Genomic DNA, 22,850 nt, shown 5'->3' on the forward strand with positions numbered 1-22,850 from the left:
GATTGCCATGCGGCAGTCAGACGTTTTTTTTAATGATTAAGCGGCTAATCGTTTTTCGGATACACGCTGTGGGAGAATTGGTAAAGCATCCTGTTGAAGAAGACGTAAGCCATTCAGGATGACAAGAATCGTCGATCCTTCGTGTCCGACGACAGCGAACGGCATGATTAGGAACTGTGACAAGTTGGATGCGATCAATAGAAGGATGACACCGATCGCAAGCGTGATGTTTTGTTTGACGATCCGGTTCATCTTCCGGGCTTTATGCACGGCGTAGGCAAGACGACCTAAATCGTTTTTCATCAAGACAACGTCAGCAGTCTCAAGCGCAGCATCCGTTCCTTCACCCATTGCAATCCCGACATGTGCCAGTGCGAGCGCCGGAGCATCATTGATACCATCACCGACCATCGCAACGGTCCGACCTTCTGTTTGGTATTGCTTAATATAGCGCACTTTATCTTCCGGTAAGCATTCAGCGACGAAGTCCGTTAAACCCGCTTCACGCGAGATGGCTGCTGCCGTGACCGGATTATCACCTGTCAACATGATCGTCGCGATGCCGAGATCGTTTAAAGCAGCGATTGCTGTTTTAGCTTCCGGACGAATCGTATCACGTAATGCATAAAGTGCTACGATTTGTGATCCATTGCTGACATAAACGATTGTATGCCCTTGTTCTTTCAGTGACTGTTCAATCGTGACGAATGGATCGTCTAGACCTTCGTGGAATGCTCGCTTGCCAATGCGATACGTGACGCCATCGACAGTTGCTTCAATCCCGTATCCCGTCACATCTTTGAACGTTGACGGTTCGCGAACATCGGTTTTTAAGTGATCAACGATCGCTTGTGCGAGCGGGTGATTCGACTGGGCTTCAATGGAAGCAACCGCTTGTTCGACGGCTCGGATATCGATACCTTCCGCGTACCGACTTTCAGTAACGACGGGTTTACCTGTTGTCAGAGTCCCTGTTTTATCGAAGACGATCGTGTCGACTTGTCCGAGTGTCTCGATATGTGCTCCACCTTTGAAGAGAACGCCATTTTTCGCAGATGCGGCGATTGCGGACAAGGCAGCAGGGGTAATCGACGCGACAAGCGCACAAGGCGAAGCAACAACGAGTAAAATCATCGCCCGATAAATGCTTGTCTCGAATGTCCAGCCGACGACGTAATGAGGAAGGACCATCATCAGGGCAACGACGAGGAGGACGATTTTGACATAACGACTTTCAAATCGTTCGATGAACTGAGCAGAGGGAGACTGCTCACTTTGTGCGTTTTGGACCATATGAATGATTTTTTGGAACAATGATTCATCAGCGGCTTTCGTCATTTCAATCGTCAAGACGCCATTCATGTTGACGGTCGAGTTATAGATGGTATCGCCCGTTTGTTTTTCAACAGGAATCGATTCGCCTGTAATCGATGCTTCTTCGATTGCTGCTTGACCACGAACGATGACACCATCGACCGGAATGCGTTCCCCGGGACGAACATAGACGAGGTTACCGATTACTAGTTGCTCGATTCCAACGACTTCAAGTTGTCCGTTTGCATTCAGACGCGTTGCTTCCTCTGGCTGTAAGGACATTAAACTTTGTAACGCCCGTTCATTTTTATTCATCGTATAGGTTTCAAGAGCACCGGATAACGCGAAGATGAAGATAAGGATCGCACCTTCCATCCAGTAGCCGATGGCAGCGGCACCGATGGCAGCTAAAATCATCAACAATTCGACGTTCAACGTTTTTTCTTGATACGTCTCCGTCAAGCCTTCCTTTGCTTTCGCATATCCTCCAATCACATATGCTGATAAGTACAACGTGACATAAACGGCAGACGCCGTATTGAATTTTTCGAGTCCATAAGCAACTAAAATCAATATTCCGCTAAACAATGCTAGAATCAATTCGTGATGCTCATCCCAAGCATGACGGAATACGGAACGCTGTTGAACATCGGTAGTAGTGGAAGTCATCATATTAAAACTCCTTTCAAAATGTAAATGAGAAATGAAATCATTATAGAAAGAGAATGAGAATGTGATATATCAATGAGTTTAACTGATTGATAATGAGTTTCATTGTCTCTAGATTATAATTATTATTATCTGTAGAATTACTATACCATGCTTCAGTGAAAAGGAACAGGAAAGGAACCAGAAAGATGCAAAAAATTTTAACCCATCGGATTGGTCTCGTCGTCTTTGCATTATTGACGACCTTTTTGTGGGGAAGTGCGTTTCCCTTCATTAAGAAAAGTTATGAATTATTACAGATCACGTCTTCTGAATACGGGGAGCAACTATTGTTTGCGAGCTATCGCTTCTTTTTAGCAGGGGTGTTGCTACTTGTCGTCAGTGTATTCGTCTTTAAACAAACGATTACACTGAAGAATCGGACCTATGCCTATAGCCGTCTTGGTTTCTTTTTGACGTTCTTGCAGTATGTCTTTTTCTATATTGGTCTCTCTTTATCAACCGGTGTGCAAGGATCAATCATTGCCGGCTCGACTTCGTTCTTCCAAATGTTACTGGCTCATTTCCGGTACGAGGACGATCGATTGAATCGATTCAAAGGACTTGCCTTATTCCTTGGGTTTACAGGTGTCATCTTGGCCAACTGGCCGCAAGGTGGGCAAGGTGTCTCATTCGGTCTTGGAGAAGGATTATTGATTGCGGCAATGGTTTCCGGAGCATTCGGTAACTTGATCGCGAAAGAATACTCAGCACGTTATCCGGTGGCACCGATGACAGGATGGGCGATGGTCATTGGATCAATCGGTCTCTTCATCGCGGGCGTCGTTCTCGATGGTCACGTTGCACCGTTTACTTTTTCGACTACGAGTGCCTGGATGCTTGTGTATCTTGCTTTTTTATCCGCGACTGGATTTACGCTTTGGAATCTACTGATGAAATATAATCCAGTCAGTAAAGTATCGTTGTTTATGTTCTTCGTACCAATCTATGGTGTCAGTTTATCTGCTTTGATTCTGGGTGAGACGATTCCACCTCAAGCGTTGCTCGGTTTACTCTTCGTCATCGGAGGTATCTTAGTCTCGACATACTTACCAGTGTGGTTTCAAAAGCGAGGTTGACGAAGATTCAGAATCGTGTAAAAATAGTTTCAATTAATGTAACTCCAATCGTTCGTTGCTCAAGCCGACCTGTTCGGCTTTTTTCTGTACGGTCATCAAAAGACCGATTCGGCCTTGTCTGAAAGGCTAGTGCGACTATAAAACGGAAGGAGATGAAAACGAATGGAACGGAATGAGATCGTTCGAAAGATCATTGCCACTCGTCGTCCACGTGATGAGTTTGCTCGGTTCGTCGTGACGTGCGTCAGTCAGCAGTTAAAGGAAACCCACGGAGATGTCGATGTGGAGATCATCGAGGCGGAGAGAGGTTACGATTCAGTGTGGTCAATCAACGGTCGAGAGGTCGTCGTGTTGCTCGAGACAGAAGAGCTGAAGCGTGCAAAGGAGCAACCGTATGCAATCGACGATAAGCTCTGGCGGAGTTTTCGACAAGAAGGAATCGTAAAATAAAAAACGGATCTTGCGCATTGATGGCGCAAGATCCGTTTTTTTTAGATTTCGGGTGTCTCGTGACGTTTTGCATACCGCAGTAGAAGCGCAAGCGTCGTTAAGACAAGAACAAATAAACTGAAATACAGCATGGAAGGAAGTGTAACGAACAGACTACCAGCGATCGGTCCGAGAATCGAACCAAGACTGAAGGCAATCCCTGCAAGTAAGTTACCGGTTGGTAAAAGATGACGTGGTAACTGTTCTGTCATATAGGCAACACCGAGCGAATAGGTCGAGCCGAGTGCCATCCCACTGACGGCAAAAATCGCGAACAACCAACCGTAACGTTCGAAGACGAAGCAAGCAGTGAGAAAAGCGATGGAACCAATCGACAGTACAGTGACTAACGTCCGACGTTTTCCGAAGTGATCGGCAAGTCGCCCGAGTGGTAGCTGCATGATCAATGAGCTGACGACAAATGTCGTGATTAAGGTACTTGTCTCGGATAAACCATATCCGTTACGCGTCGCAAAAACGGGAAAACTGGCATTCAGTGTGGCTTCGAGAAAACCGTATGTAAAACCAGGAAGTAATGTAAACCAAGCAGTCGATAGGACGAGTCGATACCGTGAAGCAGCACTTTGTAGTTCCTCTGGCATGACGGACGATGGTTTTTCGTTCGGTATACGGAATAGTAAAATTAGAACGATGACAGTTAAAGTCCCTGTTAACACGAACGGTAACCAATCGATCACATCGACGAGCGGTGCAGCAAGAGGACCTAAGGCAAAACCGAGACCGAATGCCATCCCGTATAACGACATCGTTCGCCCTAACCGTTCATTTGGGGTAATGGACGTCACCCAAACCTGTGATCCATAGTGTAACGTCTGATCACCGAATCCGACGAGAAATCGTAAGATCATCCAAGCAATGACACTCGGAAGGAGTGGGAACAAGAAGACCGCCACTGCAACAAGAGCGAGTCCGAACGAAATGACGGGAATATAACCACGTCGTCGCAGTGGACCTTCCATGAGCGGGGCAGCGACGATGACACCAATGTATAGAACGGCAGCACTGAGACCGTTGATGAAGGCGGGTGTCCCTTGGCGTTCAAGTAAAATGGATAGCAATGGAATCAGCAATCCTTGGGTGAAACCGGAAATGAAGACGATTGATAAAATGAGAGCAAAACGGCGTGACACAAGTAACGACGACCTTTCTTTTTTCTTTTAGCATAACACGCCCCAGTCTCTAAAACGGGAGACTGGGGCGTGCTTCATTTATTTTCTTGTTCAAAACGTGTCGGACGCGGCATGTGCAGCAGATGTTCATCCCAATCTGTCTGATCGAACACTTCATCATGTTCGATACTGTGTGAAGCACGAATACCAACCATCATGACGAACAAGACCATACTGAACGTACCGATGATTGCGACAATACCTACGAGCCATTCCATCCCGGTCACCCCTTTTTAAAAAACAGAATGTGTCTACTTTGTGACATTTTTCCCGGGACGCCATCGTTCAAAACCTATTTTTCATTCTTAAAGCCGACTCGATTGTTTTGTGAAATCAATCTCAGGGTAATATGCGTTCTTCACAAGTGCGTTCGGTCCAAGGCACTGTACCGCAGGACAGTGACATGACAAGCTTTTATTCAGTTCTGTCTCTTGCCACTGAGCATACGCATCATTGAAAGATGTCTCGTGAATCGTACCGAGCGAAGCGAGTTCGTCACCGAAATCGGTTACGATGATTTCACCGTCGAAGATGTTGACGTTGAGACGGGAACGACCATCTGGGTCATTTCGGACCGATACGTTTTTCTCCTGACGCAAGCGACGATGCAGTTCTAAATCTGCCTCCTCCATTGAACAAGCATAGAAGGGGAGTGTTCCGAACAACATCCAGACGTTCGGATCCCGGACGTCAAGCAAACGATGGATTCCATTGCGAATTTCGGATAAGCTAGCGGCTTCGATCATCGACGCGAAGTCAGCTGGGTACATTGGATGCACTTCGTGACGGACACAGCCCATATCGACGATTTCTTTATGGATCGCTTCAAGATGTGGCAACGTCCGTTTATTGATCATCGTTTCGGCAGACACGATGACACCACGTGCATTCAAGACACGAGCATTCTCTTTCATCGTTTCAAATAGTTTCGTTCGTGCTTCACGTGACGGTTTTCGCTCCATCATCGCAAAGCCACCATCGATGAAATCATCGGCTGTTCCCCAGTTATGTGAGATATGCAAGACATCGAGATAAGGGATAATTAATTCATAACGAGATAATGGAAGTGTTAAATTTGAGTTGATTTGGGTTTTAGCGCCACGTTCGTGGGCATACTTAAGTAAAGGGACGACGTACTCCTTGACGGACTTCATTGAAAGCATCGGTTCGCCGCCTGTAATGGAAAAGGCGCGTAGGTGTTCGATTTCATCCAGACGTTGAATAAGCAGTTCGACAGGGATTTCAGGTGACTCGCTACTGGATAACATGTAACCGACGGCACAATGTTCGCAGCGCATGTTACACAGTTTTGTCGTCGTGACTTCAATGTTCGTCAAACGGACCGTGCCGTATTGTTCAATGTCGCGATAAGCTTCCCACGGATCGTTCGCGATCGTGATGGGTGATGAATGTGACATAGATACTCCTCCTTTTTAGTGCTCCACTTCGTATCGTATGCTAAAATAACGTCGGAATCCAGCGGAAGAAAGGAAGTCTGAATAATGGGAAAAGCAAGAACTGATAAACTTGGTCAAATGAATGTGCTAAAATCAAGAATGCAGCTTCTCTGTCATACAATCGATTCACTCGATGAATCATCAGATATCGAAGATTTGGAACGACTGATCGTATCACTAGATCAACTCAAGGCGAAAGTCGTTCGGTATGCGAAGGATATGAAAGAACAAGAAGAAACGAAAAAAGCGGTAGATTGAGACCGCTTTTTCATTTGCGTAAAGAGAAAGGATGAAATCAATGGCAACAAAAATCAAATTACAGACAGGTGAGGTCCGTTCGGTCACTTGTCTACGGATGGGCATCAACGGTGAAGGGATCGCGACGCTCGAGCGACAAATCGTCTTCATCCCAGGATTGCTTGTAGGTGAGACGGCGCAAATCGAGATCACGGAAATCCATGCGAACTATGCGAATGCAAAGATCTTAAAGCGTGACGATCGTTCACCAGACCGCGTGACACCACTTTGCCCAGTCTATAGTGTCTGTGGTGGCTGTCAATTACAACATATGAGTTACGATGGGCAATTGCGTTATAAGGAAGAGATGCTTCGCAATGCGTTCTTAAAATCAACGAAATTGAATGTCGAAAAGGCCGATATCCGTCCGACGATTGGTTCGAAGGAGTGGGGTTACCGCAATAAATCACAATTCGTCGTCGGGAAACAAGGCAATGAAATCGTTAGTGGTCTCTATTCTGCGAATTCGAATCGTCTGGTCGCAATCGATGATTGTGTCGTCCAAAATAAGGATACGCTTCGTGTCAACCAAGCTGTCACGAAATTACTCAACGATTATAAAGTACCTGTTTACCATGCAGCAAAACAAGACGGTGTCATGCGCCATATCGTCGTCCGGACAGGAATCAAAACGGGTGAAATTCAAGTCGTGCTCGTTGCCTTTAAAGACGGCTTCCGTGATCTAGAGGGTTTGTCGCGCGATATCATGGACATTCCAGGTGTCGTCTCGGTCGCGCTGAACATCAATGATAAGTTGACGTCACGTGTTTTTGGAGAAGAGACGGAAGTCTTGCGCGGTGTCGAACGGATTGAAGAAGAGATGGGCGAGTTCACGTATCAACTGTCGCCACGCGCCTTCTTCCAGTTGAACCCGGAACAGGCAGAACGGATGTATGAGGAAATTGCCCGTGCTGCTGCTTTGACAGGCGAAGAACGTGTCGTTGATGCTTACGCAGGTGTCGGTTCAATCGGACTTTGGATTGCTAAGGGTGCAAAAGAAGTCCGTGGTATGGAAATCATCGAAGAAGCAGTTGAAGATGCGAATGCGCATATGAAGCAATATGGCTTTGACCATGCGCATTATGTCGTCGGTAAGGCAGAAGCATGGATTCCACGTTGGGTGAAGGAAGGCTGGATTCCAGACGTCTTCATCGTCGATCCCCCCCGTTCAGGTTGTGATACGCAGTTATTGAACGCAATGATTTCGTCTAAGGCGAAAAAAATCATCTATGTCTCGTGTAACCCGCAGACGCTTGCACGTGATTGCGATCATTTGATGAAAGCGGGATATAAGGTATCGTACATTCAACCGTATGATATGTTCCCACAAACGGCGCACGTTGAAGCGATCGTCGTGCTCGAAAAGAAGAAAAAGAAAAAGTTCTAAGCGCGAAATAAGCCCGTATGCACTCCTTGAACGAGTGAACATACGGGCTTTTTTTCTGTGACTGCTCACTTACGTTTGCGAAACATAATCGAACGTGGCATCACATTCGGAAAAACGTTCCTTCAATTGACTGACGCGGTCAGCTGGGAGTGGACCACGTTCAATCAATTGCTGGTTCAAAGCGAGGTGTTCTGGTCGAGACGTTCCGATGATGGCCGTCGTGATTCCAGGTTCGAAAACTGTAAAACGTAACGCGGTCTCAAGCCAGCTAGATTCCTCGAGTGGATAAGCCAGTTGTTGCGCTCGCTCCCAGTATGGTTCAACATATTGTCCGACCGGACGATCCGTGAAGCGCCACGGTGCATTACCGATTGGACGTTTGGCGATGACCCCGTGATTCAAAAGTGTAGGTAAGACTTGATCGACGCGTTGATCAAACAGATTGAAGGATGTCTGGAAACTATCGAAGCGTTTCGTTTCGATGGCATACTGCAAATCTTCTCGGTCACCAGAATAAGCGATGACTCGGACTTTCCCAGCTTGTTTTGCTTGTTCAAGCGCTTCGATGACGTCACTTTGAGCGAGGATTTCTCGACTACAAGAATGTAAGTGTACGATGTCGAGATGATTCGTTTGCATCGTCTGTAAGGCTTGATCGATGCCACCTTGAACCGCTTCAAACGTCCAATCCTGTGTACCGGGAACATCATAGCCGACTTTCGTCGACAAAATGACGTCGTGCCGACGATTCTTTAGAAATTGTCCGACGCGTTGCTCCGATAAGCCATAGCCGCGTGCTGTATCGATCAGATTGATGCCAAGATCACGTGCTTGTTCGAGCAAATAGATTGCTTCGCGGCCCGTCATCTGTTCTGCACCGATGTGACCGGCTCCGAACCCAAGCGGGGACACAAATAGATCGGATGTTCCAAAACGTCTTAACTCCATGAACGATACTTCCTTTCAGACAACCTGTAGTTTTATATCGATGATGCTCGTTTTTGGCGATTACGATAGATCAGATAACCAACGAGTGCCACGCCTGCAATCGACCATTGGACGATGGACGAGAATTGCATGAATTGATGGACAGCGAGCACTTCGACTAACATCGCTGGAATTTTTCCAATCGTACTCGCAGTTAGGAAGAGTAAGATGGAAATACCACTAGCAGCACTGACAATGTTGACGATGCCTGACGGGACAAATGGTAACAGCCGTAACAAAATGATCGTCCAAAAAGCTTCATGTCCTTGTTGTGTTTGGAGCTTTTGTTGCAAACGATTGACTCGATCTGGAAGCGGGCGACGAAGGGCATATCGTAGTCCTTTCCGGTAAAGTAGAAACGCACAAACCGCACCTAGGACTTCACCAGTGAAGGAGAGCAATGTGCCCGTCCATAGCCCGAAATAGACAAGATTCGCAGCGGTGACGAACGTACTCGGTAGGACACCAAGAACACTGATGACGACGCCAACCAAGACACTAACGAACGGAGCGAACGGTCCGAAGAGTTCAAAGGTTTGGATGACATGTTGTTCCATTATTCGAATTCATCCTCTTCATCCGGAAGAAGCGGTAACTCGATGTGGACGGTCGTTCCTTCTCCAAGAACGGAGTCGAACCGAATCGTCCCATCATGACGATCGATGATGTGTTTTGTGATCGCAAGACCAAGACCGGTTCCGCCATCTTTCCGCGTCCGTGATTTATCGACGCGATAAAAACGTTTCGTCAGTCGATCGAGATGTTCTTCCGGAATGCCTTCTCCTTCGTCCCGGATAAGACAATGCGTCCGATCGCCGATCGTTTCAGTCGATAAGAAGATCTGTTTGCCGGGCGGTGTGTATCGTAAAGCGTTATCGAGTAAATTGCCGAAGACTTGCTCGAGACGGTCTGTATCGCCTAAGACAATTTGATCCGGATCGAGATTCATCACGAACGTGACTCCTTTTGACTGGGCGATCGGTTCCATCCGGTAAATGACATCTTCAAGTACTTGACTGAAGACAAGTGGTTGTTTCGACATCGGATAGGAATCGCGTTCAAGTTGAGCGAGATCGAGCAGATCATTGACGAGACGTTGCAGACGCTCCGTTTCCCGCTCAATGATTTGGTAATACTGCGCACGCTTTTCTTCCTCGAGCGAATCATCCTGCATCATCTCCGTATAGCCACGAATGTAGGAGAGAGGTGTCCGCAATTCATGACTGACGTTTGCGAGGAACTCCTTCCGCTGCTCGTCGACCTCACCGAGCGATTCCGCCATCTTGTTCAATGTTTCTGCGAGTTCTCCGATTTCATCGTCCGATTGAATCGGAATCCGGTAATCAAAGTCACCTTGTGCATAAACAGTCGAGGCGCGCTTCATGTCGATCAACGGACGGATGATCGTATCGATGATTTGTCGTCCGAAGATGACGAGATTCAAGACGATCAGTCCGATCATGAAGAAGATCATCAGGCGGAGTGGGCGGAATGGTTCACTGATTTGACCGAGTTCTAGATATAAAATCAATGTACCGACCAGTCGATTGTTTTCGATGATCGGAAATCCAGTCATTAGAATGTCCGTTCCTTCTATCGGATGGGTCCGGCTCGAGACGACCGTCTCGCCATTACGAAGCTGTTCGATGTCCGCATTCGTCAAAAAACGGAGTCCTGCCGGATTTTTCTTCAGAAAATCGATGAAGAAGACTTTCGATTCCGTCAATTCATTCGTATAAGTCATCCCATCGTAAAAAGCACCAGATAAGCCTTCGGACTTGTAAATGTTGATTAGCTTTTCCCCTCGGTTCAATAAGATATCTTCTTGCGTCTGAAGATAGAACCGGTCGTAGAGATAAAACGTCAGCAGGACGAACAGAATGGCAGAAAAAACGCTCGTGAACCAAATCGTGATCCAAATCCGGCGCCGGATCGTATAGCGCTTAATCATACTTCCTCGAATTTATAACCGATGCCCCAGACGGTTTGAATCGAGCCACCAGCTTCCCCGAGCTTTAAACGAAGTGTTTTGATATGCGTATCGACCGTCCGTAAGTTCCCGATATAATCCGCACCCCAAATTTGATCGAGTAACTGTTCGCGAGAAAAGACCTTATCATTGTTTTGAGCGAACAGATGCAGCAAATCAAATTCCTTGCGCGTCAGACTGACCGGTTTGCCATTGACATGGACACTCCGACTTTCAGTGTCGAGTTCAAGCATACCGAGCGTTAAAGTAGCCGATTGATCAACTGTAAAGCGGTGAGAACGACGAAGAGTCGCTTCGATACGAGCAAGTAGTTCTCGGGGGCTGAATGGTTTTGTAATATAGTCATCAGCTCCGATTTTCAGACCGTGGATGCGGTCGAGTTCGTCCGAACGTGCCGTCAGCATGATGATCGGAACATTTGAGAACTCACGGATGCGCATACAGGCTGTCAAGCCGTCCATTTCCGGCATCATGACATCGAGTAGAACGAGATGGAATGTATTTTGTTGAATGAGATGGATGGCTTCTTGTCCGTTAGAAGCTGTCATCGTCGTGTAGTGTTCTTTTTCGAGATTCGAGACGAGAAGGTCACGCATTTGTGCTTCGTCATCTACTACGAGAATGTTAAACGATTCTGGCATTAGTCTTCGCTCCATTTCCTGTAGAAGAAAAGGTTTCTTCCATAAAGATGAGTTTTCTTATTTATCATACCATTTCAAACTTTAGAAACGCATGCGTGGACACAAAAAAGCATGAGAGACAAGGCCCTCATGCTTCGAGTTGTTGGTGATCGTATAGTGTTTCGAGTTCCCGACCATGAATGTACATGTGGAAACTAGATTTTGAGACTTCATACAGCGTGAACTGTGTTTCGCCAGCATTCAATTGCTCAAGAAGCGCAGGGCGCAACTCATCCGCACAGAACGCATACGGCAATTTTTCAGCTGCTTTTTGTGACCGAATATTGCTTTTGCGAATTTTCATGAAGACACTCTCATATCCGAGCTCGAAGAACAGCTCAGAGAAGAAGGCTTCTTTCGCTAAATGATTGTATCCTTTACCATGATACGGTTTACCTAACCATGTACCGAGAAACCCATATTGTCCTTCGATATCGAGTAAACTAATCGTACCAATCGGTTGATCGAATTCATCTAGGATGGTACGTGATACGATTTCACCACGTTCTTCCTCTTCGATTGCCTGCTTTGTAGTAAACAGAAATTCATCAAAGTACCGTGTTTTTTGGCGGACGTACGGATATACGTCTTGATGCTGCATCAGTTCGAACAAATCAGCGCAGTCGCTCAGCTCCCGTTGCTTGAGCATACTTCCATTCCTCCTTTTAGGACCGCAAGAATGATTGTCGAAAGCTACCTGTCTGACTCGTTTGAACCGCGCATGGTATGCCTTCTTCAGTTGTCGGATAAGATAATATTACCTTCTTTTTTTAAAATTGCAAGAAAATAATTTTTGTGAAAAAAGATACAAAAACAAGATGTTTTCCGTAAGCGTCTAAAACCCCCGAAAGGTGCAAAAAACACCTGGCGGGGGTGGGATTAAGTCAAGTTCAGTTGAGCGTGTTCAAAAATGATTTTTCCATCAATCATCGTCATGAGCGGCTTCGCTAAATAGTCGAGTGGGAAGTGACTCCACAAGACGAGATCCGCGTCTTTTCCGACCTCGATCGATCCGACACGATCGTCCACACCGAGCGAACGGGCTGGATGAATCGTGATCGCGCGTAAGGCGACATCGACCGGTAGACCTTCTCGTGCGGCAAGACCAGCACAGAGGTTCAAGTATTGGACAGGCGTGTATGGATGATCGGTCGTAATCGAAATTTCAAGACCATGTTCGTGAAGAATCCGGTACGTTTCCCATGTCTTATTCTTCAGTTCGATTTTAGACTTTCGCGTAAAGGTTGGTCCAACCGTCACTTTTTCGATCGGTAATTGTTCCATCTCTTTTGCGACGAGATGACCTTCCGTGCAATGTTCGATGCGTAAATCAAGATCAAACTCTTCCGCGAAACGAATGGCGGAAAGGATATCATCTGCTCGATGTGCATGTACACGAAGCGGCATCTTGTGATCGAGGACCCGTTTGATCATTTGATGGGCGAAGGTTTCGGAAACCGGTTGCGTTCGAACTTCAAGAAAGGCTTCGCGCAACATCCCCATGATGCCCATCCGTGTCAGTTCACCGGCACGACCAGCACTATGGACACGCTTCGGGTTTTCACCGAGCGCCACCTTCAGACCCGCATACTTTCGAAGAATCATATCATCGATGAATCGTCCGTGCGTTTTGATGACACTCGTGACGCCACCGATGATGTTCATGCTACCCGGCATGACTTGAACGGTCGTGATTCCGTGTTCGACAGCTTCCTTAAAGCCTTCATCCAGCGGATAAACGCCATCAATGGCACGCAGATGAGGAGTCATCGCGAAAATCGTCTCATTCGCATCATTTCCGACGGTTCCGGTACCTTCGTCATATAATCCGAGATGTGTATGGGCATCGATGAAACCGGGCAATAAAAAGTGACCTTCTGCTTCAATGACTTGATCGTCTTCTAAATGATCCAGTAATTCACCGATTTCAATGATTTTCCCATCACGAATGCGGATGTCCCCGTAAAAACTGTCCGAAGTAATCGGATAGATATGTGCATTTCGAATTAAGATATCCAAGTATCGTCCACCCTTGTACTAGTTTGAATGCTCGATTGCTCGTAATGCATCCTTTAGTTCAGCATACCGAAACTTGTATCCGTTTTCGAGCGCTTTTTTCGGGACGACACGAGCTCCTTCTAGTACAATCGTACTCTTTTCACCGAGTGCGAGTTCTAATGCGAAGCGTGGTGCCGGGAGCCAGTGTGGGCGATGTAAGACTTTTCCGATCGTCTGTCCGAAACGGCGCATCGTCTCCGGGTGAGGCGCAGTGATGTTCAGCGGTCCTTCGACTGTCGGAGTTTCAAGCGCGAATAGGAATAAATCGACTAAATCATCGATATGGACCCAGGAGACCCACTGTTTACCGTCGCCCATCGTCCCACCACCAAACAAAACATAAGGCAGACGCATTAACGGATAAGCGCCACCGGCTTTCGTCAAGACGACACCGATTCGTGGATGGACGAGTCGAATGCCAGCGTCAGCAATCGGACGAGCAAGATCTTCCCACGCAACACAGACATGACTTAAGAAGTCAGCGGTCGGTGGAAGGGATTGATCTTCAGAGAAGGTTTGATGCCGATCTTGTCCGTAAATGCCAACCGCAGAAGCAGACAAAACGACATTTGGTTTTTGATCGAGTGCTTCAACGATTCGCACGAGCTCCTTCGTTGTACTGGCGCGGCTGTCGAGAATGACGCGTTTACGTTCATCCGTCCAACGTCCGTCGTTGATCGAAGCACCAGCCAGATGAATGAATGCATCGACGCCCTCTAAGTGCTGTTCCGGTTTTGCGTCTTCTGTCATCCACTTGATATATGTGACATGCGCATCGTTCGCTTTCGGATGACGCGTCAAGATAAATATGTGATGTCCTTGCTCTAATAAACGCTTCGTCAAGGCTTGACCAATCATACCGGTTCCACCGGTAATCGCAATGTTCATGTAATTCATCCTCCCTGAAATAAGTAAAAGTAGCTTCTTTCCATTTGTTCCCGTTCCATGGTTTCACTCAAACATAGACCTGCCTGTTCATGATATCGTAGAACTACCGAGTCAGGTTAGAGGAGGGAATGTAATGAAGATCAAACGGATCTCGACACAGAAAAAGAACAGCGAACGATTTAATATCTATGTCGAGCGTGATGGCAAAGAAGAGTATGCCTTTGCCGTAGACGTCGATATTTTAATCAAATACAATCTGCAACGCGATAAAGAACTCGATGATGACTTCGTCAAGGAAGTATTGACGGCTGAAGAACAGCAGAAAGCATATCGTCTCTCATTGAATCATTTATCGTACCGCATGCGGGCGACGAGTGAAGTCGTCGCGTATTTAACAGAGAAAGAGACACCGGAGCATGCGATCAAACATGCAATCGAGCGATTGACAGAGCAACGCTATCTAGATGATCAACAGTTCGCACTTGCTTATACGGCAACGAAAAAAGCGACGACACCACAAGGACCTGGACGGATTCGCCGCGACCTTGAGGCATTGAAGATACCGAAGATAGCGATTGATGAAGCGATCGTGACGTTTACGGATGAAGAAGAATACGAAAAAGTCCTGAAGTTTTTGCGGCAAAAGCAAAAAGAGCTGCAACGGCGTTCCGTGCGGGAACTGACGCAAAAGCTACAGATGACACTCATGCAACGCGGTTTCTCGTCCGACTTGATCAAGGCGGGTATCGAAGAGGTGTTCCGAGCTGAAGAAGGGGACGAAGAAGAACAAGCGGCCCTTTATCAAGCACGCAAGTATTATCCGAAATACCGGCAACTTGAACCGTTCGAACGCGAACAGAAAGTGAAGCAAGCGCTCGTCCGAAAAGGATTTCCATACGGACTAGCGGCTCAAGTCCTTGAACAAGTCAAAGAAGAAGAGGTGGAATAATAAAAGCAAGACGAAAAATTGACAATTATCCGACAATTGTGCTATTCTACGCACAGACTAAGAAAAGGAGGAACCGTCCTATGAAAAAGCCAATTGGTTTCACTCATATCCAACAGCTGAATACGACGGAGACTCTTGAGCACGTATAAGTAATTCATTTCATGTGCGAGCAAGGGGATTCGTCTCCCGAGCGCGCAGACGAACAAGAATGGATCATGCCCATTTCAAGGCATACGGATTCTCGGACTGCATCCGGAAATCCGTATGCCTTTTTGCGTGCTCGGAAAAAGTACTTCATTTTACAGTAAAGGGGGGACCCTCATGCGTTTATTTAAGCAATTGAGTTGGTTTCTTAAAGAACACAAATCATCGTACCTCGTAGCAGTCGTCTTGTTAATCATCACCGGCTTCATCGATTTAACGCCACCGTGGCTGATCGGTAAGGTCATCGACGGTTTACGATCAGGGTCGATGGACCGGACGACACTTTTGCAGTATGTCATCGGATTAACAGCCATTTCTATCGTTTCCTTCCTCTTGACGTATCAATGGTTAGCGAAATTATTCGGAACGGCCTTTTTATTAGAACGGACGCTGCGGAGCCGTTTCTTTACGCACTTATTAAAACTGACGCCGACATTCTATCAAAAGAATCGGACGGGAGACTTGATGGCGCTCGCGACGAACGACTTAAAGGCGGTCGAGCGGACAGCCGGATTTGGTGTCTTGACGCTTGTCGACTCGTTGAACATGACAGCGATCACGCTTGTTGTCATGGGTGTCGCGATCGATTGGAAGCTGACGCTTGCTGCCTTGTTACCGATGCCGCTTCTCGCCTACGCGATGAATAAGCTCGGAAGTCAGATTCACGGGCGTTTCATCACGGCCCAGGATTCGTTCGGAACGATGAATGATCAGGTCGTCGAGTCGATTTCCGGACTGCGTGTCATTCGCTCGTTCGTCCAAGAACCAGTCGACGTTAAACGGTTCGACGATGTCACGACGGATGTTTTTGAGAAAAACATGCATGTCGCAAAAATCGATGTCTTATTTGAACCGATCATCAAGTTGCTCGTCGGGTTTAGTTACTTGATCGGCTTATCGTTCGGGACATATCTCGTCTTTACGAACGACATCACGCTCGGACAATTGGTCGCCTTTAACATCTATCTCGGGATGCTGATCTGGCCGATGTACGCCTTTGGTGAATTGATCAATGTCATCCAGCGCGGAACAGCAAGTCTTGATCGCTTAGAAGCAACGATGCGAGTCAAACCGTTGATTGCTTCGACACCGCGGAAACACGTCGAACATCCCGAGCGAATCGAGATGAACGATTTGACGTTTACGTATCCAGAGACAGCCCATCCAGTCTTACGAGATTTGAATATTTTGATCGAACAAGGAACGACGATCGGGATCGTCGGACCAACGGGATCCGGGAAAACGACGTTCTTGCGTCAACTCTTACGTGAGTATCCGATTGGACGGGATATGCTGACAGTCAACGGCGTACCGTATGAAGATATTGCGCTAGAGACGGTTCGCGGTTGGACGGGCTATGTGTCACAAGAACATTTACTATTTTCAAAATCTGTTCGGGATAACATTTTGTTTGGTGCAGGTGAAGCGACAGAAGAAGAATTGCAGGAAGCGATTCGTCTCGCATCGTTCGAAAAAGATATCGAGACGCTTGAACAAGGACTTGAGACGATGGTCGGAGAACGTGGTGTCACGTTATCAGGAGGTCAAAAGCAACGTCTGTCGATCGCGCGGGCGATGTTAAAAAAACCAGAATTGCTATTGCTTGATGATTCACTATCAGCGGTAGACGCGAAAACGGAATCACATATCATTGATTCGATTCGATCGAATCGCCACCAATCGACGACATTGATTGTTGCCCATCGTTTATCGGCAGTGGCACATGCGGATGAAATCATCGTCTTACAAGACGGAATGATTTCTGAACGAGGAACACATGACAGCCTGATGGCACAAAATGGCTGGTACGCTCAACAATTCGAGCGACAAAGTGAAGAAATGTAAGGAGGTGCCTCTGCATGAATGAATTGGAATTATATCAACTCGATCCGACACGTCGGAAGACGACGATCCGTTCGTTAATCCGCTATGCGATGCATGAGAAAAAAGCAATTTTCTTAGGATTGTTTCTACTCGTATTAGCAGTCGGAGCGGAATTGACAGGTCCGTATATCGCCAAAGTCATCATTGATGAACATATCGTTGCGATTGAAAAGGACTGGGTTGAAGTTAAAGCGGACGGTGCGGTCACGTATGACGGTCGTCAGTTCGCCAAAGCACAAGACGTATCTAAAAGTGAAATCGTTCGATCCGTCTCGATCGTCCAAACGGCTAAGGGATACTTGTTCGTACCGAAACAAGTCGTCAGTGGAGGAGAACGGAAAATTAGTGGGAATACGCTGACGGTCACGCGTGGAAACGATGTATACACGTATGACGGTATTCAAAAGCTGACACAAGGGCAGGTCTATGATTTTTATTCAAAGGACTTAAAAGCGATTGGCTGGTTATCGTTGATCTACGTCATTTTGCTGCTTGCAGCAGCTGGTTTGAACTGGATTCAACAAATTTTGCTCCAACGCTCTGCCCATAAAATCATTAAACGGATGCGTCTTGATGTCTTTACGCATCTGCAACGGTTACCGGTCCGTTATTTCGATCAGACGCCAATCGGGAAAATCGTTAGTCGAGTCACGAATGATACGGAGACGATTCGCGATCTTTATCTCGGTGTGCTCGCCCGGGTCTTCTCGGGGATCATCACGATGGCGGGAATTCTCGTCGCGATGTTCTTCCTCGATTATCGATTAGGACTTGTTTCGCTGATCATCATTCCGATCGTCTATTTCTGGATCCAACTGTTCCAGAAACTCGCGACGAAGAATAACTTCAAGGTCCGCTCACTCGTTGCCGACATGAATGGTCAACTGAATGAGAACATCCAGACGATGCCAATCATTCAGGCATATGCACGTGAGAAGGAAGTCCTTGCCGAATTCGAACAAAAGAACGAAGAAAACTATCAGACACGGGCAAAGTTGTTACGACTTGATGCCTTGATGTCACACAACTTATCCTACTTTTTGAAAAACCTGACGCTCGCCCTATTGATTTGGATCGTCGGTGGGAAAAGTCTGATGAACGGATCGTTTTTATCGCTCGGGATTTTATATGCGTACATCGATTACGTGTCCCGCTTGTTCGAACCGGTCACTCAAATCATGAATCAGCTATCGCCACTGCAACAAGCACTCGTCTCAGCGGACCGGATGTTCCAGTTGCTCGACGAAAAGGGAGAAGCGGTCGAACAAGGTCGCGTGCCTCGGTTTAAAGGTGCGGTGTCCTTCAAAGACGTCGAATTCAGTTATGAGGCGGGGAATCCCGTATTGCGTGAGATTCAAATCGACGCAGCACCGGGGGCGACGATCGCCCTCGTCGGTCACACGGGTAGCGGGAAAAGCTCCATCATGAACCTACTGATGCGTTTCTATGATCCTTCAAAAGGGCAGTTATTGATTGATGGACAGGACGTGACGACTTTACCGAAACAAGCGGTCCGTGAACATATGGGCATCGTCTTACAGGATCCGTTCCTCTTTACGGGAACGATTCGGTCGAACATCACACTCGGTAATCCTGATATTTCCGAAGAACGGGTACGACAAGCGATCGAAGCCGTCGGCGCGGATCGATTCATTAATCGTTTACCAAACGGACTCGATGAACCGGTCATCGAAAAAGGTGCTACGTTATCAGCGGGTGAACGACAGTTGATCAGCTTTGCTCGTGCACTGGCGTTCGACCCTGCGATCCTAGTTCTTGACGAAGCAACAGCGAGTGTTGACTCGGAAACCGAAGCGGTCATTCAGGATGCTTTATTGACGTTGACGAAAGGACGGACGACTTTCATCATCGCCCACCGTTTATCGACGATCAAGGATGCTGATGAAATTCTTGTTCTCGATCATGGTCAGATCGTCGAGCGAGGACCACATGATGTACTCCTCGCGATGTCCGGGATTTATGCGAAAATGTATGCGTTACAAAGTAAGCGGAATCTAGAATTGAAATCAAGCTAATCCATCCAGTTTCTCCTCCTTTTCGTTTATACTGAAAAACGAAGAGGGGGAGTTTTTGTAATGGAGACACGGATGAGTCAATTATCGAAATACGAGCTTGAGATGTTGATCACGAAATTAAGTGAACAAAAACGAAAAGCGGAGCAACACGGGAATGTCAGTGAAGTGGAGGTCGTAACGCGAAAAATCGCCATTGCGAAAAGTTATTTGATCGATCCGAAACGATTCGAACGGGGAGCCTTTTACCGAATTGAAGGAGAAGAGGCGCGATTTGAGTTACACTTCGTCAATGGCGTCATGGGCTGGGGACATTTTGAAGGAACTGCTCAAGAAGTCGCGATTCCGCTCGCATTATTCACAGGAGAGGGGGAGCAGGCATGACGAATCGAGAACAAGCACTAAAGCAACTGGCTGAAGAATTATTACAAGTAAACGACGTACTGACGCCCGACGAGGCATTAACATGGGTCGAAGTCTTATGGGAAGATTTCGAAGCAACACTTGCGCGCGCAGGTGAGAAGTATCAAGGTGAAGCCGTTGCGGTTCATTTCGTCGAGCAACAGATTAAACAGCATGGGGCGATGTTACACCGGTTTAATACGACGAACGAAAAATTCAAACATTTGATGACAGGTCGAAACGTCGAATGAAAAAAGCTCCGCACATCGGGATTTCCGTTGCGCGGAGCTTTGTCTTTATAAAGCAGGGATGAACAGTTTTTTCTGCAAAGTCCGTTCGCTGAACACCCAGCCGGTATAGGAGCTGACGATTTCTTGTGTAGCAGCGTCGATTCTGACGACGGCAACGAATGGATAGACTTCCTTCGTGAAATAACGCAGGTTGGTGAAGCGGTATTCGACAATGCCATCTTTTCGTGAGACCGTATACGTATGAATCTTCGAGAACTCAAGAAATGCTTGCAAGTCCGCGTTTTGTTTAACAATTTCATACAAGGCGTCACCATGCGGTTCGTCCTTGATTCGGAAGTTTCCGCATTCGATGACGGTTCCACTGTTGATCTTAACGACAGAATACTCATCGCGTAAACGTGCTGCGACATGCCACTCATCCCATTTCATGCCAGGTGAGATGAAAAGCTTGTGTGCGCCGCGATAATAGCGCGCTGCGGTCGCAAGCGCGTCATTTCGCAACTTGAATTGAACAGCGTAGTAAATGATGACGATGGCAATCAAAATCGGGAAGATGACGATCGTCGCTTTCGTCAATAACCAAATCCCGAACGCGGCATAATACATCGTGAACAGATACGGATCAAATGTGTTGATGACACCCCAACCAATCCAGGATTTTTTGAACGGGTGTAAGGCTTGTGTTCCGTAAGCGTTAAACAGATCGACGAAGACATGAAGAGCGACAGCGATCTGTGCCATCAGCCATAATGAAGTCGGAGGTACACCGAATAACGTGCCGATGACGATCGAAAGTAATAACGGCCAGGCGAGTAAGGCGATCAATCCGTGTGATTTTCCGCGGTGTTGGCGCAAATAGGCGCTGTTTCCTTTAAACTTGAAGACAGTGTCGAAGTCCGGGGCGTGTGAGCCGACGAGCGCCGTCGTCGTCACGGCAGCAAACATCGTCGTGCTCGCTGCGACGTCAGGGTGTAGCGTCGAGATGGCGGCGAGACAAAGTCCCATGCCGATATGCGTACCAGTATCCAATGCGAATTCGCTCCTTCTATAAAATCGTGATGGTGAATCCATCGTGGTTCTGCCGAGTAATTTTTAATTAATATATCGTATCCAAGAGAAAAGAGGTAACCTTTTGACTGTCGTTCAAGAATATTTCACAAACTTTAACAAAACACAATTTACCACAGAACTAATTGCCTGGTTCCTTCGTGAACAGCGAGATCTCCCATGGCGAAAAACCAAAAATCCTTACCATATCTGGATTAGTGAAATCATGCTCCAACAAACGCGCGTCGACACAGTTATTCCGTATTATGAGCGCTTCACGAAACGTTTTCCGACACCGCATGATTTAGCAGCGGCGGATCAAAGTGAAGTCCTGAAGCATTGGGAAGGCTTAGGGTACTATTCCCGTGTCAAGAATCTTCAAATCGCGGTTCAGGAAGTTGTTGAAAAATATGATGGAATCGTGCCCGATGAGAAGGAATTGTTCAGTCAACTGAAGGGTGTCGGTCCGTATACGACAGGAGCAGTTCTATCGATTGCTTATGGGCAAGCAGAACCGGCAGTGGACGGGAACGTGATGCGCGTCCTATCGCGTGTACTTGGAATTTATGAAGATATCGCTGCACCGAAGACGCGAAAATTGTTTGAAGCGGCCGTGCGTCAATTGATTGATCCAGCTGATCCGTCAAGCTTCAATCAGGGGTTGATGGAACTTGGCGCGATGGTCTGTACGCCGAAGTCACCAATGTGTGGACTCTGTCCTGTTCAAGACGTTTGTTTCGCATATGACCGAAATGCACAGGAAGAATTGCCTGTGAAGACGAAGAAAGGAAAGACGCAAATTATTCCATATGATGCTCTTGTTTATGAAGCAGACGGAAAAATCGCAATTGAACAACGGGCGGAGACCGGTTTGCTTGCTGGCATGTGGCAATACCCACTTCGAGAAGCAGAAGAAGAGCGTGACGGAACGCTTATCGGACATGTTCGACACATCTTCTCACACCGGATTTGGGAGATTGCTGTCTATCGCGTGACGGAACAGCCGGACCAGACGATACTAGTTGATCAGGAAACGTATGCGACGCATCCGATATCTGTCGCCCAAATGAAGATTGATCGACTATTAAAGGGGGAGATTTAATGCATACTTTTCGATTTGAGACGCGTGTCGATACATCAAAGAAGCAAGCGTGGGATTTTTTAAGTGATGCCAAGGCATTGAGTCGATTGACGGTATTTCCGCAAGTGAAGACGTCGGGTGATACACGGACGCGAGCCGGGAATACGATTCGTCTACGTGTCGGAGTTTCACCACTATTTGTCTCGTGGACGTCTTGGATTCCTTTCGTAGAAGAATATGTCTTCGTCGATGTTGGTACAAAAGTGCCGTATCCGTTTCGTGCCTGGTGCCACGTGCACCGAGTCGAAGAACGTGAATCTGGCGTCTATTTCATGGATGAAGTGACGTATGCCTCCTTCTTACCAGCCTTCGTCATTGAAGCATTCATCTTGAAACCGATGTTCAAACAGCGAAAAAATGCGATTTTGAATCACTTTCAAGGCTGAATTCCGTCATTTTTCTGAAAAAATACCCT

At 47.0% G+C, this 22,850-nt stretch carries 22 protein-coding genes and 1 pseudogene; 11 read left to right on the top strand and 12 right to left on the bottom strand.

Going from position 1 to position 22,850, the window contains the following annotated elements:
- Positions 1-36: 36 nt before the first annotated feature.
- Positions 37-1,983, bottom strand: coding sequence for a heavy metal translocating P-type ATPase (locus ASG02_RS11730; RefSeq protein ID WP_369814212.1), 1,947 nt, complete (start codon positions 1,981-1,983; stop codon positions 37-39).
- Positions 1,984-2,171: 188 nt separating this feature from the next.
- Here ASG02_RS11730 and ASG02_RS11735 point away from each other — a divergent pair, with 188 nt between their 5' ends.
- Both ASG02_RS11735 and ASG02_RS11740 read left to right on the top strand, forming a co-directional pair.
- Positions 2,172-3,101 (top strand): DMT family transporter, encoded by a 930-nt coding sequence (locus ASG02_RS11735; protein ID WP_056063639.1) that lies wholly within the window; start codon positions 2,172-2,174, stop codon positions 3,099-3,101.
- A gap of 162 nt (positions 3,102-3,263) precedes the next feature.
- A complete protein-coding gene (locus ASG02_RS11740; protein ID WP_023467290.1) occupies positions 3,264-3,551 on the top strand; it encodes a hypothetical protein in 288 nt (95 codons plus the stop codon).
- Positions 3,552-3,592: 41 nt separating this feature from the next.
- On the opposite strand, the pseudogene ASG02_RS11745 reads toward ASG02_RS11740, so the two are convergent.
- From ASG02_RS11745 to yfkAB, 3 genes and pseudogenes are all read right to left on the bottom strand, one after another.
- A pseudogene (locus ASG02_RS11745) lies at positions 3,593-4,744 on the bottom strand (MFS transporter); the annotation flags it as partial.
- A 71-nt stretch (positions 4,745-4,815) separates the two neighbouring features.
- Positions 4,816-4,998 carry a hypothetical protein gene (locus ASG02_RS11750; RefSeq protein ID WP_023467292.1) on the bottom strand — a complete coding sequence of 61 codons (183 nt, stop codon included), beginning with the start codon at positions 4,996-4,998 and terminating at the stop codon, positions 4,816-4,818.
- 87 nt (positions 4,999-5,085) lie between these two features.
- Positions 5,086-6,198, bottom strand: a complete 1,113-nt coding sequence (gene yfkAB / locus ASG02_RS11755; protein WP_056063645.1) for a radical SAM/CxCxxxxC motif protein YfkAB — start codon at positions 6,196-6,198, stop codon at positions 5,086-5,088.
- An 84-nt stretch (positions 6,199-6,282) separates the two neighbouring features.
- On the opposite strand from yfkAB, the gene ASG02_RS11760 reads away from it, so the two are divergent.
- Positions 6,283-6,495, top strand: coding sequence for an SE1561 family protein (locus ASG02_RS11760; RefSeq protein WP_023467294.1), 213 nt, complete (start codon positions 6,283-6,285; stop codon positions 6,493-6,495).
- A 40-nt stretch (positions 6,496-6,535) separates the two neighbouring features.
- Positions 6,536-7,921 (top strand): 23S rRNA (uracil(1939)-C(5))-methyltransferase RlmD, encoded by a 1,386-nt coding sequence (gene rlmD, locus ASG02_RS11765; RefSeq protein ID WP_056063648.1) that lies wholly within the window; start codon positions 6,536-6,538, stop codon positions 7,919-7,921.
- A 69-nt stretch (positions 7,922-7,990) separates the two neighbouring features.
- On the opposite strand, the gene ASG02_RS11770 is transcribed toward rlmD, so the two are convergent.
- From ASG02_RS11770 to ASG02_RS11800, 7 genes are all read right to left on the bottom strand, one after another.
- A complete protein-coding gene (locus ASG02_RS11770) occupies positions 7,991-8,869 on the bottom strand; it encodes an aldo/keto reductase (RefSeq protein ID WP_056063650.1) in 879 nt (292 codons plus the stop codon).
- A gap of 32 nt (positions 8,870-8,901) precedes the next feature.
- Positions 8,902-9,465, bottom strand: a complete 564-nt coding sequence (locus ASG02_RS11775; protein ID WP_056063653.1) for a TVP38/TMEM64 family protein — start codon at positions 9,463-9,465, stop codon at positions 8,902-8,904.
- Positions 9,465-10,859 carry a cell wall metabolism sensor histidine kinase WalK gene (locus ASG02_RS11780; RefSeq protein ID WP_056063655.1) on the bottom strand — a complete coding sequence of 465 codons (1,395 nt, stop codon included), beginning with the start codon at positions 10,857-10,859 and terminating at the stop codon, positions 9,465-9,467. The genes ASG02_RS11775 and ASG02_RS11780 overlap by 1 nt, the downstream gene beginning before the upstream one ends.
- Positions 10,856-11,539 carry a response regulator transcription factor gene (locus ASG02_RS11785; protein WP_023467299.1) on the bottom strand — a complete coding sequence of 228 codons (684 nt, stop codon included), beginning with the start codon at positions 11,537-11,539 and terminating at the stop codon, positions 10,856-10,858. Before ASG02_RS11785 ends, ASG02_RS11780 begins: the two co-directional genes overlap by 4 nt.
- Positions 11,540-11,666: 127 nt before the next feature.
- Positions 11,667-12,227: a GNAT family N-acetyltransferase gene (locus ASG02_RS11790; protein ID WP_023467300.1), complete on the bottom strand. Its 561-nt coding sequence runs from the start codon at positions 12,225-12,227 to the stop codon at positions 11,667-11,669.
- 230 nt (positions 12,228-12,457) lie between these two features.
- On the bottom strand, positions 12,458-13,597 hold the full coding sequence (locus ASG02_RS11795) for an amidohydrolase (RefSeq protein ID WP_035412712.1): 1,140 nt from the start codon (positions 13,595-13,597) through the stop codon (positions 12,458-12,460).
- Positions 13,598-13,615: 18 nt separating this feature from the next.
- A complete protein-coding gene (locus ASG02_RS11800) occupies positions 13,616-14,524 on the bottom strand; it encodes a TIGR01777 family oxidoreductase (protein ID WP_056063658.1) in 909 nt (302 codons plus the stop codon).
- A gap of 133 nt (positions 14,525-14,657) precedes the next feature.
- Here ASG02_RS11800 and ASG02_RS11805 point away from each other — a divergent pair, with 133 nt between their 5' ends.
- From ASG02_RS11805 to ASG02_RS11825, 5 genes are all read left to right on the top strand, one after another.
- Positions 14,658-15,473, top strand: a complete 816-nt coding sequence (locus tag ASG02_RS11805) for a RecX family transcriptional regulator (RefSeq protein WP_056063661.1) — start codon at positions 14,658-14,660, stop codon at positions 15,471-15,473.
- A gap of 321 nt (positions 15,474-15,794) precedes the next feature.
- The gene (locus ASG02_RS11810) at positions 15,795-17,522 is read left to right on the top strand and encodes an ABC transporter ATP-binding protein (RefSeq protein WP_056063665.1); all 1,728 of its coding nucleotides are present in this window, start codon (positions 15,795-15,797) and stop codon (positions 17,520-17,522) included.
- Between the two features lie 14 nt (positions 17,523-17,536).
- A complete protein-coding gene (locus tag ASG02_RS11815) occupies positions 17,537-19,597 on the top strand; it encodes an ABC transporter ATP-binding protein (RefSeq protein WP_056063666.1) in 2,061 nt (686 codons plus the stop codon).
- A 60-nt stretch (positions 19,598-19,657) separates the two neighbouring features.
- Complete coding sequence (locus ASG02_RS11820; protein ID WP_056063669.1) at positions 19,658-19,978, top strand: DUF1811 family protein; 321 nt, start codon at positions 19,658-19,660, stop codon at positions 19,976-19,978.
- Positions 19,975-20,247, top strand: a complete 273-nt coding sequence (locus ASG02_RS11825; protein WP_056063671.1) for a YfhJ family protein — start codon at positions 19,975-19,977, stop codon at positions 20,245-20,247. Before ASG02_RS11820 ends, ASG02_RS11825 begins: the two co-directional genes overlap by 4 nt.
- A 45-nt stretch (positions 20,248-20,292) precedes the next feature.
- Here ASG02_RS11825 and ASG02_RS11830 read toward each other — a convergent pair whose 3' ends face one another.
- Positions 20,293-21,276, bottom strand: a complete 984-nt coding sequence (locus ASG02_RS11830; protein WP_056063674.1) for a metal-dependent hydrolase — start codon at positions 21,274-21,276, stop codon at positions 20,293-20,295.
- A gap of 103 nt (positions 21,277-21,379) precedes the next feature.
- Between ASG02_RS11830 and mutY the strand changes: the two genes are divergently transcribed.
- Positions 21,380-22,396 (top strand): A/G-specific adenine glycosylase, encoded by a 1,017-nt coding sequence (gene mutY / locus ASG02_RS11835; protein WP_056063677.1) that lies wholly within the window; start codon positions 21,380-21,382, stop codon positions 22,394-22,396.
- The gene (locus ASG02_RS11840; RefSeq protein WP_035412732.1) at positions 22,396-22,821 is read left to right on the top strand and encodes a hypothetical protein; all 426 of its coding nucleotides are present in this window, start codon (positions 22,396-22,398) and stop codon (positions 22,819-22,821) included. The genes mutY and ASG02_RS11840 overlap by 1 nt, the downstream gene beginning before the upstream one ends.
- Positions 22,822-22,850: the final 29 nt, after the last annotated feature.

The organism is Exiguobacterium sp. Leaf196 (genome assembly GCF_001423965.1).
Classification (GTDB): Bacteria; Bacillota; Bacilli; order Exiguobacteriales; family Exiguobacteriaceae; genus Exiguobacterium_A.

Bases quoted from the DNA above. Each gene is read 5' to 3' on its own strand.
- ASG02_RS11800 (WP_056063658.1), bottom strand. From the start codon at position 14,524: ATGAACATTGCGATTACCGGTGGAACCGGTATGATTGGTCAAGCCTTG.
- ASG02_RS11760 (WP_023467294.1), top strand. From the start codon at position 6,283: ATGGGAAAAGCAAGAACTGATAAACTTGGTCAAATGAATGTGCTAAAA.
- ASG02_RS11750 (WP_023467292.1), bottom strand. From the start codon at position 4,998: ATGGAATGGCTCGTAGGTATTGTCGCAATCATCGGTACGTTCAGTATG.
- ASG02_RS11775 (WP_056063653.1), bottom strand. From the start codon at position 9,465: ATGGAACAACATGTCATCCAAACCTTTGAACTCTTCGGACCGTTCGCT.
- yfkAB (WP_056063645.1), bottom strand. From the start codon at position 6,198: ATGTCACATTCATCACCCATCACGATCGCGAACGATCCGTGGGAAGCT.
- ASG02_RS11820 (WP_056063669.1), top strand. From the start codon at position 19,658: ATGGAGACACGGATGAGTCAATTATCGAAATACGAGCTTGAGATGTTG.
- ASG02_RS11740 (WP_023467290.1), top strand. From the start codon at position 3,264: ATGGAACGGAATGAGATCGTTCGAAAGATCATTGCCACTCGTCGTCCA.
- ASG02_RS11770 (WP_056063650.1), bottom strand. From the start codon at position 8,869: ATGGAGTTAAGACGTTTTGGAACATCCGATCTATTTGTGTCCCCGCTT.
- ASG02_RS11735 (WP_056063639.1), top strand. From the start codon at position 2,172: ATGCAAAAAATTTTAACCCATCGGATTGGTCTCGTCGTCTTTGCATTA.
- ASG02_RS11815 (WP_056063666.1), top strand. From the start codon at position 17,537: ATGAATGAATTGGAATTATATCAACTCGATCCGACACGTCGGAAGACG.
- ASG02_RS11805 (WP_056063661.1), top strand. From the start codon at position 14,658: ATGAAGATCAAACGGATCTCGACACAGAAAAAGAACAGCGAACGATTT.
- ASG02_RS11825 (WP_056063671.1), top strand. From the start codon at position 19,975: ATGACGAATCGAGAACAAGCACTAAAGCAACTGGCTGAAGAATTATTA.
- ASG02_RS11785 (WP_023467299.1), bottom strand. From the start codon at position 11,539: ATGCCAGAATCGTTTAACATTCTCGTAGTAGATGACGAAGCACAAATG.
- ASG02_RS11840 (WP_035412732.1), top strand. From the start codon at position 22,396: ATGCATACTTTTCGATTTGAGACGCGTGTCGATACATCAAAGAAGCAA.
- ASG02_RS11780 (WP_056063655.1), bottom strand. From the start codon at position 10,859: ATGATTAAGCGCTATACGATCCGGCGCCGGATTTGGATCACGATTTGG.
- ASG02_RS11810 (WP_056063665.1), top strand. From the start codon at position 15,795: ATGCGTTTATTTAAGCAATTGAGTTGGTTTCTTAAAGAACACAAATCA.
- ASG02_RS11790 (WP_023467300.1), bottom strand. From the start codon at position 12,227: ATGCTCAAGCAACGGGAGCTGAGCGACTGCGCTGATTTGTTCGAACTG.
- rlmD (WP_056063648.1), top strand. From the start codon at position 6,536: ATGGCAACAAAAATCAAATTACAGACAGGTGAGGTCCGTTCGGTCACT.
- ASG02_RS11730 (WP_369814212.1), bottom strand. From the start codon at position 1,983: ATGACTTCCACTACTACCGATGTTCAACAGCGTTCCGTATTCCGTCAT.